Source organism: Nitriliruptor alkaliphilus DSM 45188, assembly GCF_000969705.1.
GTDB lineage: Bacteria > Actinomycetota > Nitriliruptoria > Nitriliruptorales > Nitriliruptoraceae > Nitriliruptor > Nitriliruptor alkaliphilus.
Genome location: NZ_KQ033901.1, coordinates 1,299,545 through 1,311,943, shown reverse-complemented (window position 1 = coordinate 1,311,943; position 12,399 = coordinate 1,299,545). Strand labels below are relative to the sequence as shown.

Genomic DNA, 12,399 nt, shown 5'->3' with positions numbered 1-12,399 from the left:
CACGTTACGAGCGCGGCTCATCGACGCAACGGCCGCGCACCTGTCCGGAGCAGATTACCTGAGTCGGTACAGCTCAGGTATGCAGCTGCGGCTCAGCGCACCTTGCCCAGCGTTCCCACCAGGTCCTCGACTAGGCCCGACCCGTCGACGCCGGAGCGCTGGGATCCTGGGGCGGTTGCAGGGCGTCGAGCGCGGCATCGACAGCGATCGCGCGCAGGGCGTCGGTGTCGTCGGCTGCCACGAAGCTGGCGGCGCGGGCCAGTCCTCCGATCGCCACCGTCGCGCGGACGCGCGCTTCGAGGTCCGCGTCGGTCCCGGCGAGGATGCGTTGCGCTCGTTCGATCCAGCCGACGAGGCGATCGGCGATGGGCGAGCCCTGGAGGGCGCCTGGTTCTCGACCCAGCGCCTGGATGAGGCGGTGGTGCTGCCGGACGACGTCGAAGTAGTCCTCGAGGAGTCCGCGGACGGGGGCGTCGCTGCCTTCAGCCCGCTCGAGCCAGGCGCTCACGGCGTCGGCCATCGGCACGAGCGTTTCGTGCAGGAGGTCGGCCTTGCGGGGGAAGTGGTAGTAGAGGGCGGCCTTGGTGACCCCGAGTTCCTCGGCGATGTCGCGCAGGCTCGTGGCGGCCACGCCGTCGGCAGCGAACCGCCGGCGGGCCACCTCCAGGATGCGCCGACGCATGTCCGTGGCGCGGCCATCCGTGCGTGGCGGTGCGTCCATGGCGGCCCTCGGGCGTCCGACCGACGGAGAGAACGATCTTCCTTGCCGACAGGCTAGCAGGCAGCTTGCCTGTCGACAAGCTAGTTGGAGGCGGACACGTGACACACGACACGCCGATCGGACCGGCGTCCGGATCGGCTGCCGACCGCGAGGCGGCGATGACGTCGGCGGTTCGTCGGATGACGCACGCGAGCCCGCACTTGACCGCGATGGCGGGCGGCGCCGAGGAGGTCGACCGCCTGCTCGACGACATCGAGGACGTCTGGCTCGACGACGCCGGTGTGCCGCTCCACCTCGATCTTCACCGGGCCGCGCTGCCGTGCGCCGTCGTCGTGTTCCAGCCCGGCAGCGGCAGCCACGCCCGCTTCTACTTCCAGGTCGCGGGGTTGCTCGCACGGCACGGCTACCACGTGCTGGTGATCGACCGTCCTGGCCATGGCCTGTCCGGTGGCCCGCGTGGCGACTGCACCATCGAGGAGGCGATCGAGGTCGCCGACACCGTCATCGCCTACGCCCGCAGCCGGTGGTCGCTTCCGGTCGTGCTGATGGGGTCGAGCCTGGGCGGGCTGCTGGCGGTCTTCGGCCTGCTTCGTGGATCCACACCGGACTTCGCCGTGGCGAGCCTGTTCGGTTTCACCGCGAAGGCGCCGGCCACTGCGCCTCCGACCCTGGTGCTCAACGGGGAGCGGGACGCGGCCATCCCGGCATGGGCGACCCGGCTGTTCACCCGCTGGTCGGGGCTGGCCTCCACCCAGGTCACGGTCGTGCCCGACGCCGGGCACCTGCTGTTCCACGACCACCTCGACACGACCCTGCCGATCGTGACCACCTGGCTGGATGCCCGCCTGTGCTCGACCGTCCCTCCACCCTGAGCACGCGGAGAGCTCGAGCACACCGGGACCCGAGCGCCCGCTGCGGGAGCGGATGCCCCAGGTGAAGGTGCTCCACGACCGTCCGTCGGATCGGTCAGTGGTGCTCGTCGTCGTGCGGCTCGTGGGTGATCTGACGGTCCCACTCGCGCGGGACGGGGGCGCCCGTCCGCGACAGTCGTTCGCGGTGGGGCCAGAAGTCGAGCAGCAACGCCATGGGCAGCAGGACGAAGAACGTGATCAGCACGATCTGCCACAGCTCCACGGGGTCCTCCTGACGGCACGGCGCCCGGCCGGGGCGGCGAAGCGACAGCGTACTGCCGTGCTCCCTGCGACCTCCAACCGATCAGCGCCCCTTGGTGCCCCGGTCGCGCTTGACGGTCGCCTTGCGGCCCTTGATCTGCGTGGCGCGCAGCGCCTGGACCACCTCGTCGACCTTGCCGGCGGGGACCTCGACCAACGAGAACCGGTGGGTGATCTCGATGGCCCCGATCTCGCGACCGCTGACCGACGACTCCCCGGCGATGGCACCGACGAGGTCGGCGGGCCGGATCCCGGCGCTGCGCCCGAGGCCCACGAAGATGCGCTCGGTGCCGCCGGCCGGCTGGTGGCGGGGCCCTCGCTTCTTCGGGGCGTCCTGCTGGTCGGGCTTGAGGGTGACGTCGGGTAGCTCGACCTGGTCCTCGTCGCTGCCACCGAGCGACTCGTGGGCGAGCTTGATCGACGCGAGGGCGACCTCGACCAGGTCGAACTCGTCGCTGAGCGAGCCCACGACCGCGCGGAAGCGGTCGAGCCCGTCCTCACCCCCCTCGTCGGCCGAGACCAGCGTCTCGCGGATCGCGGCGCGGGTCAGCTCGAGGCGGCGCGCACGCAGGTCGGCGACGGTGGGGACCTTGTCGACCTCCATCTTCGTGCGGGTGTGGCGCTCGATCGCCTTCAGCAGTCGGTGCTGGCGCGGCTCGACGAGGGTGATGGCCACCCCCTCGCGGCCCGCACGACCGACACGACCGATGCGGTGGGTGTAGGCCTCGGGAGCCGACGGCACGTCGTAGTTGACGACGTGGCTGAGGTGGTCGACGTCGAGGCCGCGAGCGGCGACGTCGGTGGCCACGAGCAGGTCCGCGGTCTGACTGCGCAGCCGGTCCATCACACGGTCGCGCTGCTCCTGGCTCATACCGCCGTGCAGCGCCTCGGCCCGGTAGCCGCGGCCGTTCATCGTCTCGGTGAGCTCGTCGACCTCGATGCGGGTCCGGCAGAACACGATGGTGGCCACCGGTGATTCGATGTCGAGGATCCGACCGAGGGCGGCGGGCTTGTGCGCTCGCGTGACGACATAGGCGCTCTGGCGGATCTGGGGAGACTCGCCCGCGGCGACGTCGTCCCGGCCGAGGGTGATGCGCACCGGGTCGTGGAGGTGCGAGCGGGCCATCTTGTCGATACGGGGCGGCATCGTGGCCGAGAACAGCATCGTGCGGTGGTGTTCGGGCGTCTCGGCGAGGATGGCCTCGAGGTCCTCGGCGAACCCCATGTCGAGCATCTCGTCGGCCTCGTCGAGCACGACGTCGGCGATGGCCGTGAGGTCGAGGGTGCCACGGCTGAGGTGGTCGAGCGCACGCCCGGGGGTGGCGACGACGACGTCGACGCCGCGCCCGAGCTCCTTGAGCTGGCGGCCGATCGGTTGGCCGCCGTAGATCGGCAGCACGCGGGCCTCGAGATCGCGGCCGTAGCGGTGGAAGGCCTCGGACACCTGCATCGCGAGCTCGCGCGTCGGGACCAGGATCAGGGCGTGCGGTTGCTTGCCCCGCTCCTCGAGGGGACCGAGCCCTTGCAGCACGGGCAGCGCGAACGCCGCGGTCTTCCCGGTCCCGGTCGCCGCCTGGCCGAGCAGGTCGCGGCCCGCGAGCAACGGGGGGATCGCCTCGCGCTGGATCGGGGTCGGTTCCTCGTAGCCGAGGGTGTCGAGGGCCTGCAGCAGCTCGGGCCGCAGCCCGAGGTCGGTGAAGCTCACCGCGCTCGTGTCGTCGTTGGTCATCAGGTCAACTCCACGCCGGCAGCACGCTCGACGAGCTGGACCAGGGCGCTGTGGTCGGCGTCCGGGCCCAGCTGGTCGGCCGCCGCGTCGGTGAGCTGCTGGACCAGGGCCAGGACCGGCCCCTCGACGTCGGCCTCGGCGAGCACCTCACCGGCGAGCCGCACGTCCTTGGCGAGCAGCGGCATGGCGAAGGTGTTCGGGAACTCGCGCGTCACGATCCGCTCGGGGAAGAGGCGCTCGGTCACGTAGCTGCGTCCGGCGCTGCCGTTGACCACCTCGAGCGCGACGGAGGTCGAGACGCCGAGGCGCTCGAGGGCGACCAGACCCTCGGCGGCGGCCAGGAGGGTGGTCGCCAGCATGGCGTTGGTCACGACCTTCGTCGCGTGCCCAGCACCGATGGGACCGAGTAACACGATCGTTCGGCCGACGACATCGAGGTACCAGGAGACGCGGTCCACGACCGCCGGTTCGCCGCCGAGCATCACGGTGAGCGTCCCGGCCTCGGCGCCGTCGGTCCCACCGGAGATGGGCGCGTCGAGGTAGTCGACACCGCGCTCCGCGAGCCGCGCGGCCAGGTCGCGCGAGGCGGCCGGATCGCCGGAGGTGTGGTCGATCCACGTGGTGCCGGGCGACAGCAGGGGCGCGAGCGTCTCGGCGACCGCGGCGACCTCGGTCGTGGTCGGCAGGCAGGTGGCGATCACGTCGCAGACGCCCAGGTCGGCGAGATCCTCCACGGCTTCGGTGCCGTGTGCCTCGGCATGGGCGTGCGCCACCGCGACGGTTCGGTTCCACACACGGGTCGGCGCTGCGGCGGCGAGGTTGGCCGCCATCGGCCGCCCCATCGCCCCGAGCCCGATGAAGCCGATCACCACGTGCCTTCCGACGGTCTGGTCGAGAGGCGACGGTAGCGCCGCCGCGGGAGCACGCGGACCGGGCGGCCGAGGCGTCAGGTCACCGCAGACCGTCCGTGCCCTCGATCCCATCGACGGTCAGCCCACCGACGCGCGGCAGCGGCCGACCGGAGTCGGTGACGGCGACCGCGACGAGCAGCTCGGCCCGCCGGGGCGCGTCGTTGACCCAGATCTCGATGGCATCGAAGTGGGAGCGGACGTAGGCGGCGTCCTTGTGGCCGAGCGGCACGTCGAGCACCTGCCCCGGCCCGCCGACCTTCTTGGACGAGGCGATGAGGGCCCTGCCGCCGCCGGTCGCGGCGCGCAGCCCTTTCCCGAGGCGGGGGTGGAGGATCGCGGCGGCGTGCTCGAGCTCACCATCGGTGCCCACGAGGACCGCTTTGCCGTAGCTCTCGACCTGTCCGGGGTCGATGCCGAGCGCCTCGACCGCCCGAGTCCCGAGCTGCTCGCCGAGCTGCTCACCGATCGCGAAGAGCAGCTCGAGATCCTCCTCGTGACGGCCCGCGAAGGGGTTGGCGATGACGGCGGCGACGGCCGCCTTCCGCGTCGGCGCGGGAAGGTCGACCCCGGCCTCGCGGTGGGTCTCCTCGACCCGGGTGACGATCTTGCGGATCTCGGGAGTGTTCATCGCAGGCCGTTCCTCTCGGTGATCTGGTCAGGGGTGAGGCCACCGACGCGCGCGTGGATACGGGGCCCGTCGGTCATCACCAGGGCGAGGACCAGCTCGTCCGGTGCGGGGCCGGACGTGAGCCCGATCTCCATCGCGTCGAAGTGGCTGCGGACGTACGACGCATCGCGGTGGGTGATCGGCACGTCGAGCCGCGTGCCGGGGCCACCGACCTTCTTGGCGGACGGCACGATCGCGAGCGCTTCGCCCAGAGCCCGGCGCATCGCGTAGCCGCCCGGCACGTGCCAGAGGGCGCCGTGCTCCAGCTCGCCGTCCTCGCCGACGAGGGCGCCCTTGCCGTACCCGGCGACGCGGTCGGAGCCGCCGAGCGCCTCGACCAGCCGCGTCGCGAGCCGAACCCCGAGCGGCTCGAGCTCGGCCATGACCGGTTCGAGATCGGGCTCGTAGCGGCCGGCGAAGGGGTTGTCGACCACGGCCAGGGCCGCGACCCGGCGCAGCGGCCGTTCGGGACGCGGACCGCCCTCGTGGTGCACCTCCTCGGCGCAGAGCACCTCGCGGCGCACGCGGAAGCGGTCAGCGGGTGGCATGCACGAGCTCCTGGGGGTCGGGTCCGACCGCGACGAGCGTCTCGCCGACGATCCGGCGTTGGCCGCGCAGACCGAGGACGGCACCGAGGACATCGGGGTGGTCGGCGACGATGCGCCGCGCTGCGCTGACTCCCCGCTCGAGCGCCGCGTCGACGTCGCGGTCGCTGAGCGGGCCGACCTCGGTGGTCACGAACTGGTCGCCGAGGTCGGAGTCGGGGTCGAGGTCGGTCGCGCGCGCCCGCGTGATGGCCGCGTGCCCGGGCAGGTCCACGGCGTTCGCGATGAGCGTGGCGGCCGCGTCGGCGACCGCCGTGCAGGTGGCGACCACCGTCGCGGCGTCCGCGATACCGAGGCTGAAGCTGCGGCCACCCCACCCGGAGGTCGCCAGGCCGCGGACCGGCGAGTCGGCGGTGACCGGCAGCATGGTGTCCGGGTCGGCCACGCGGTCGGAGGGCATCAGCCCGACGCGCACCACCCGTCCCGCCGTGACGTGGAGGGCGACGTCCCCACCGTTGTTGACGTAGGCCTGGAGCACGCCAGGCACCGCGGCGATGTGGTGGCGCAGTTCATCTGCCACCGAACCGGCGACCGCGATCATCGGGGTGGCGAAGGTGGACGCCGCGAACGGACGGGCCGCGGCGACCATCCGTCGAGCCACCGTGCCCGACACCCTCGTGCTCGCGTCCACCGGCGCGCGGAGGGTCGCCAGCTGCGGGACGAGCTCGGCGAGGATGGTCTCGAAGCGGGCGACAGCGGCCGTCTCGGCGGCGGCGACGGCGTCGCGTGAGCCGTCGACCTCGATGATGACGTCCATGGGGCCGTGCTGGAGGTGCAGACGGCGTCCGTCCGGCAGGCGGGTGGCGAGGGGCGGGATCACGGCTGGCCTCCGGCCGGCTCGACCTCGGTCCCGCCGACCCATCGGCCACCGAGCGTGGTCTCGGCGAGGACCTGGTCGAGCTGACGGATCGCCCCGGTGTGCCCCCCGAGCGCCTCGTAGTCGGACACGGCCATGGTGAACTCGATGGGCGCCACCAGTGCCGGGGTGGGCACGGAACCGAAGGCGTTCGCCGGCATCCTGGTCACGTCGACCATGATGGTGATGCCGCCACCCGGCCACACGTAGACCGGGGCGCCGCCGCAGGTGACCTTGGTCAGCGTCTCCCGGATGGACCGGGTCAGCTTGACCGGGTTGCTGGTCGCGCCGGCGCGCAGGGAGCCGCCGGCACCCGCCATGAACAGCACGGACGCGATCGCCGGTTCGCAGTTCTCCTGGATCAGCTCGACCGATCGCAGCAGCTCGGTCGGTACCTCGTGCTCGACCGGCCGGAGGGCCTCGTCGAGCACGAAGTAGGCCACGTGGTCGCCGGTGGTGGAGGTCATCAGCAGCGTCTGACCAGGCGTCGCCGTCCTCGGGTCGAACGGACCCAGCGCTTCGAGCGGGTCGCTCAGGCGGGTCCCACCCCAGCCGGAGCCCGGCTCGGACACCTCGAAGTAGCGGCCCGGGGTGGACTTGCGTCCGCGTAGCTTGATACCCGACGGCGGCACGCCGAGGACCGCGCCAGCCTGGTGCTCGGACATGACGCCGGTGATGTGGTCGTCGAGGACGACGACGTCGTCGACGAGGCCGGACCAGCGCTGCGCGAACATCCCGATCGTGGCCGAGCCGCAGCCGACGCGCATGCGGTGCTCGAGCTCGCCGTCGACGATGGGTGCCTCACCAGCCTGGATCACCAGCGACGATCCCCCCTCGATCTCGAGTTCGACCGCTCGACCGGAGCACAGGTCGAGCATGAGCTGACAGGTCGCGACGCCGTTCTTGCGGCCCTGGCCCGTGAGGTGGTTCACGCCGCCGAGCGCGAGCATCTGCGAGCCGTACTCGGCGGTGGTGACGTGCCCGACGTCGGCGCCGTCGGTGGTGCGGATGGTGGCCTTCTCCGCGCCGACGTGGCGGTCGGTGTCGATCTTCACCTTGACGCCGCAGTAGCTGAAGATGCCCTCGGTCACGACGGTGACCACGTCCACGCCGTCGCGCTCGCTGGCGACGATGAACGGCGCCGGCTTGTAGTCGGGGTAGGTGGTGCCGGCCCCGATCCCCGTGATCTGCGCCGCCGACGTGACGAGGTCGCCCTGCCACTCCTTGGCCTCGAACGGGACGACCGCACCATCCGGCCCCTGCTGCTCGAGGAGGACCAGCGGGTCGACGCGGGTGAGCACGCCGTCGAAGTTCGCGTAACGATCGCAGGCCCCCGTCCGACCCTCGGCGATACGGCAACGGATCGGGCAGGCCTCGCAGCGGATCTTGTCGTCCGTCTCCGCGGTGGCGCTCACCATCATCCTCCCGTGCCGACGCGGACGTCGGCGCAACTATGTTTGTACACCTATACAGTGTTGGCATGCAAACAGTAGTGCGCCCCGTGCGGCGCACACCCGATGACTAGAGTCGACCGCCATGACCGTTGCCCCGTACCGCCTCGACGACCAGGTCGGCTTCCTGCTGCGCCGAGCCCACCAGCGCCACACGGCGTTGTTCGCCGACCGCATGCCGAGGCACCTGACCCCGACGCAGTTCTCCGCGATCGTCCGCCTCCACCAGCACGGCCCGTCGTCGCAGAACCTGCTCGGTCGTGACATCGCGGTCGATGCGGCGACGATCAAGGGGGTGGTCGACCGGCTGACCGCCCGGGGCCTCGTCGCGGTCGCACCCGACGAACAGGATGCGCGCCGGGTGACGGTCTCGCTGACCGACGACGGGGTCGCACTCGCCGAGCGATGCATCCCCCTGGCTGCGGAGATCACGGAGGCGACCCTCGCGCCGATCGCTCCGTCCCAGCGGGAGGTCCTGCTCGACCTGCTCCGTGCGCTCGGGGACGGTGGTCAACGCCGCGAGGACTGACCCGGTCGCGCTCACCCGGCCGCCGTCCCGGCGCCGTCCGGTACGGAGCCACCCGGTGGCCTGTCCTCCCGGTCGCCGGCATCCACGGCGCAACGGATGGCGTCGAGGATCCCCTGGTAGCCGGTGCAGCGGCAGAGGTTGGACGCGGCCACCTCCCGGATCGTGTCGTCGTCGGGTGCCGGGTCCTCGCGCAGGAGGCCCGTCGCCAGCATCAGGAAACCGGGGGTGCAGAACCCGCACTGCAGGCCGTGCTGCTCGCTGAAGGCCTCCTGCAGCGGCGACAAGGTGCCGTCCTCGGCGGCGAGCCCTTCGACGGTCTCGATGCGCCGTCCCGCGAGCTGCACACCGAACAGCAGGCAGGAGCGGGCCGGCTCGCCGTCGACGAGGACGGTGCACGCGCCGCAGATGCCGTGCTCGCACCCGAGGTGGGTGCCGGTCAGGCCGAGGTCCTGACGCAACACGTCGGCCAGGGTGCGCCGCGCCTCGACGGTGACCCGGTGCGCGCGGCCGTTGACGTCGAGGTCGATGGTGTGGTGCTCGGTCACGGGTGCTCCTGGCGGGTGAGGGCCGACACCACGTCGGCAGGCGTGATCGGCAGCCGGTTCACGCGGGCCGCGACGTGCGACAGCGCGTCGGCCACCGCGTTGGCGATGGCCGCGGGCGCGCCGATGGTGCCGCCCTCCCCCATCCCCTTCGCGCCCGTCTCGCTGTGCTCCGATGGTGTCTCGAGGTGCAGGATGCGGATGGGCGGGATCTCGCCCGCCGTCGGCACGAGGTAGTCCATGAAGGTCGAGGTGGTGCACTGCCCACCGTCGGGCTCGTAGCGCAGCTCCTCGTACAGCGCGCAGGCGATGCCCTGGGCGACGCCGCCACGGACCTGCCCGTCGACGATGGTCGGGTTGATGACCACGCCGCAGTCCTCGACGACCACGTAGTCGAGGATGTCCACGCCACCGGTCCCCGGGTCGATCTCCACCACGACGACGTGCGCGGCGTTCGAGAACGTCCCCGGCGGGTCGAACTCAGCGTGGACCTCGAGCCGCGCCTCCTCCTCTTCTGGCAGGCGGTGGCGCTCGTGGTGGGCGATCCGGGCGAGCTCGGCCAGGGGGTAGCGCCGCTCCGGCGCACCCCGCACCTCGGCGCCGCCTGCGCGCAGCTCGATGTCGTCCGGGTCGGCCTCGAAGAGGTGGGCGGCGACCCGGCGCAGCTTGTCGGCGAGCTTGCCGCCGGCCAGCTGACAGGCCCCTCCCGACACGGCAGCGCCACGGCTGGCGAAGGTGCCCCACCCGTAGGGCGTCACGTCGGTGTCCCCCTGCACGACCCGGACGTCGTAGGGGTGGATGCCGAGCTGGTCGGCCACCACCTGCGCCAGCGTGGTGCGGTGACCCTGGCCGTGGGCGCTGGCGCCCACGGCGACCTCGACCTTGCCGCTCGGATCCATCGTCATGCGGGCGCTCTCGTAGCCGGGCGTGACCACCATCCCACGCGCGGCGAACGTGGCGGTCCCGTAGCCGGTGCGCTCGCTGAAGCACGAGAAGCCGAGGCCGAGCAGCCGACCCTCGGCCCGTCCCGCGGCTCGACGCGCCGCGAACGCCTCGTAGTCGACCGCCTCCAGGCCGAGCTCGAGCGCCTCGAGGTACGTGGCGGCGTCGTAGGTGATCCCGGTGACGCCGGTGTAGGGGAACTCGTCACGCCGGATGACGTTGCGCCGGCGGACGTCGGCGCGGTCGATGCCGAGCTCCCGGGCGGCCAGGTCGAGGAGCCGCTCCATCACGAAGCAGATCTGCGGTCGCGACACCCCGCGGTAGGGGGCCATCGGCGCCTTCGTGGTCGCCACCCCGCGGGTGCGGACCCGGTAGCGGGGGACCTTGTAGGCGTTGGGGAACTCGCCGGCCGCCATGAGCGGCTCGACCCCGCAGCTGAAGGGGAAGCAGGAGTAGGCCCCGACGTCGCAGACCACGTCGAGGTCGACACCGACGAGTCGGCCGTCCGCGTCGAACCCGGCGCGGACGGTGTAGCGCTGCTCGTGGCCCTGGAAGGCCCCGACGAGGTTCTCACGTCGGTCCTCGGCCCAACGCACGGTGCCGCGGCTGCGGTAGGCCGCCACGGCCACCGCCACCTCCTCGCGGGCCACGGCGCACTTCTGTCCGAACCCGCCACCGACGTCCGGAGCGATCACACGGATGGTCGACTCGGGGACCTCCAAGGCGCGGGCGATGCAGGTGCGCACCAGGTGAGGGACCTGCGTGGAGGTCCACACGACCAGCCGCTGCTCTCGCGGCTCCCACGAGGCGACCGTGGCGCGCGACTCCATCGGCGCGGCCGTGACGCGGGCCGAGGTGAAGGTCTCGGAGATGACGACGGTCGCGTCGTCGAGCACCTCGTCGAGGGTGTCGTCGTCGTGCAGTTGGACGTCGAGCAGCACGTTGCCGGGCGCCTCGGCGTGCACGGGTCCGAGGCCGTCGAGGGCGTCCTCGATGGTCAGCACCGGGCGCGCACCACCGAGGTCCACCGCCACGCGGTCGGCGCCGTCCTCGGCCGCGTAGGCCGAGTCGGCCAGCACGAGCGCCACGGGCTCGCCGGCGTAGCGGATGGTGTCCCGAGCGAGCAGCGGCATCTCGGTGGCGACGAACTCCGGCCGATCCAGGATGGCGACGATGCCGGGGGCACCGAGGTCGGCGTCCGTCAGCACCGCGTGGACACCCGGCACCTCGAGGGCCGCCGAGGTGTCGATCCCGAGCAGGGGCGCGCCGGCGAGATCCGCCCGGACGAAGTAGGCGTCGAGCGACCCACGCGGGCGGACGTCGTCGGTGAACGTGCCGGCGCCGGTCAGCAGCGAGCGGTCCTCGACGCGACGCAGCTTCGCGCCGATCCACCGCGGCTCAGTCCCGTGCATCGGTGGCCTCCTGGAGCGCGCGCTGGACCAGCGTCCGGGTCAGGTGCCGCCGGTAGCCGGCGTCCCCGTGGGCGTCGGCCGGTGGGTCGATCCCGCGCGCGGCGGCCTGCCCCGCAGCGGCGAAGAGCTCCGGCCGGGGGTGCTCGCCCTCCAGCATCTCCTCGGCGGCGGGGACGCGCACGGCCGTCGCGCCCACCCCGCCGAGGGCGAGCCGCGGTCGGCGGATCGTGCCGTCCTCGTCGAGGTCGAACGCGACCGTGGCAGCGACCACCGCGAAGTCACCGTGACGGCGGGCGAACTCGGCGATCGCCGACCGGTCACGGCCCGCCGGCAGCACCACCTCGGTGACCAGTTCGTCGGGACCGACGGCCGTGGTGAAGAACCCGTGGAAGAACTCGGCCGCCGGGACGGTCCGGGTGCCGTGCCGCCCGGCGATCCGGATCCGCGCGTCGAGCAGCGTCGCCACCAGCACCCACTCGGCGGCCGGATCGGCGTGCGCGATGCTGCCCCCGAAGGTGCCGCGTGTGCGGATCGGGTAGTGGCCGACGAGCTCGGCCGCGGCCGGCAGGAGGTCGAACCCGTCGAGCGGCGCGGGGTAGCGCTCGAGGTGTCGGTGGCGGGTCAGCGCTCCGATGCGTACGCCGCCGTCCTCGGGCAGGACGTACGACATCCCCGGGAGACGGTCGATGTCGATCAGCAGCTCGGGCCGGGACAGGCGCAGGTTCATCACCGCCGCCAGGCTCTGGCCGCCGGCGATGAGCTTCGCCTCGTCGCCGTGCTCGGCGAGCAGCGCCAGCGCGTGCTCGAGGGTCTCGGCACGGCGGTAGAGGAAGGGAGCAGGCTTCACGACGCCTCCGAGGGC

Annotated in this window: 13 protein-coding genes; 2 read left to right on the top strand and 11 right to left on the bottom strand. The window is 72.5% G+C overall.

The window, feature by feature from the left end:
- Positions 1 to 130: 130 nt before the first annotated feature.
- On the bottom strand, positions 131 to 721 hold the full coding sequence (locus NITAL_RS06195; RefSeq protein ID WP_052665248.1) for a TetR family transcriptional regulator: 591 nt from the start codon (positions 719 to 721) through the stop codon (positions 131 to 133).
- Between the two features lie 179 nt (positions 722 to 900).
- Here NITAL_RS06195 and NITAL_RS06190 point away from each other — a divergent pair, with 179 nt between their 5' ends.
- A complete protein-coding gene (locus NITAL_RS06190) occupies positions 901 to 1,593 on the top strand; it encodes an alpha/beta hydrolase (RefSeq protein WP_211262236.1) in 693 nt (230 codons plus the stop codon).
- Between the two features lie 94 nt (positions 1,594 to 1,687).
- Here NITAL_RS06190 and NITAL_RS27055 read toward each other — a convergent pair whose 3' ends face one another.
- From NITAL_RS27055 to NITAL_RS06160, 7 genes are all read right to left on the bottom strand, one after another.
- Positions 1,688 to 1,855: a hypothetical protein gene (locus NITAL_RS27055; protein WP_157041656.1), complete on the bottom strand. Its 168-nt coding sequence runs from the start codon at positions 1,853 to 1,855 to the stop codon at positions 1,688 to 1,690.
- A gap of 81 nt (positions 1,856 to 1,936) precedes the next feature.
- Positions 1,937 to 3,622, bottom strand: a complete 1,686-nt coding sequence (locus NITAL_RS06185; protein ID WP_052665246.1) for a DEAD/DEAH box helicase — start codon at positions 3,620 to 3,622, stop codon at positions 1,937 to 1,939.
- A complete protein-coding gene (locus tag NITAL_RS06180) occupies positions 3,622 to 4,494 on the bottom strand; it encodes an NAD(P)-dependent oxidoreductase (protein ID WP_211262235.1) in 873 nt (290 codons plus the stop codon). The genes NITAL_RS06185 and NITAL_RS06180 overlap by 1 nt, the downstream gene beginning before the upstream one ends.
- Before the next feature lie 79 nt (positions 4,495 to 4,573).
- Complete coding sequence (locus NITAL_RS06175) at positions 4,574 to 5,161, bottom strand: amino acid synthesis family protein (RefSeq protein WP_052665245.1); 588 nt, start codon at positions 5,159 to 5,161, stop codon at positions 4,574 to 4,576.
- Positions 5,158 to 5,748: an amino acid synthesis family protein gene (locus NITAL_RS06170; protein WP_052665244.1), complete on the bottom strand. Its 591-nt coding sequence runs from the start codon at positions 5,746 to 5,748 to the stop codon at positions 5,158 to 5,160. The genes NITAL_RS06175 and NITAL_RS06170 overlap by 4 nt, the downstream gene beginning before the upstream one ends.
- Positions 5,735 to 6,625: a UPF0280 family protein gene (locus NITAL_RS06165; protein ID WP_052665243.1), complete on the bottom strand. Its 891-nt coding sequence runs from the start codon at positions 6,623 to 6,625 to the stop codon at positions 5,735 to 5,737. Before NITAL_RS06165 ends, NITAL_RS06170 begins: the two co-directional genes overlap by 14 nt.
- Positions 6,622 to 8,082, bottom strand: coding sequence for a 6-hydroxynicotinate reductase (locus NITAL_RS06160; protein ID WP_083441279.1), 1,461 nt, complete (start codon positions 8,080 to 8,082; stop codon positions 6,622 to 6,624). The genes NITAL_RS06165 and NITAL_RS06160 overlap by 4 nt, the downstream gene beginning before the upstream one ends.
- A gap of 115 nt (positions 8,083 to 8,197) precedes the next feature.
- Between NITAL_RS06160 and NITAL_RS06155 the strand changes: the two genes are divergently transcribed.
- On the top strand, positions 8,198 to 8,641 hold the full coding sequence (locus tag NITAL_RS06155; protein ID WP_052665242.1) for a MarR family winged helix-turn-helix transcriptional regulator: 444 nt from the start codon (positions 8,198 to 8,200) through the stop codon (positions 8,639 to 8,641).
- An 11-nt stretch (positions 8,642 to 8,652) separates the two neighbouring features.
- Here the strand turns inward: NITAL_RS06155 and NITAL_RS06150 are convergent, their stop codons facing one another.
- The 3 genes from NITAL_RS06150 to NITAL_RS06140 are packed head-to-tail and all read right to left on the bottom strand — an operon-like array spanning position 8,653 to position 12,384.
- On the bottom strand, positions 8,653 to 9,186 hold the full coding sequence (locus NITAL_RS06150; RefSeq protein ID WP_052665241.1) for a (2Fe-2S)-binding protein: 534 nt from the start codon (positions 9,184 to 9,186) through the stop codon (positions 8,653 to 8,655).
- A complete protein-coding gene (locus NITAL_RS06145) occupies positions 9,183 to 11,537 on the bottom strand; it encodes a xanthine dehydrogenase family protein molybdopterin-binding subunit (RefSeq protein ID WP_052665240.1) in 2,355 nt (784 codons plus the stop codon). Before NITAL_RS06145 ends, NITAL_RS06150 begins: the two co-directional genes overlap by 4 nt.
- Positions 11,524 to 12,384, bottom strand: coding sequence for an FAD binding domain-containing protein (locus tag NITAL_RS06140; protein ID WP_052665239.1), 861 nt, complete (start codon positions 12,382 to 12,384; stop codon positions 11,524 to 11,526). The genes NITAL_RS06145 and NITAL_RS06140 overlap by 14 nt, the downstream gene beginning before the upstream one ends.
- Positions 12,385 to 12,399: the final 15 nt, after the last annotated feature.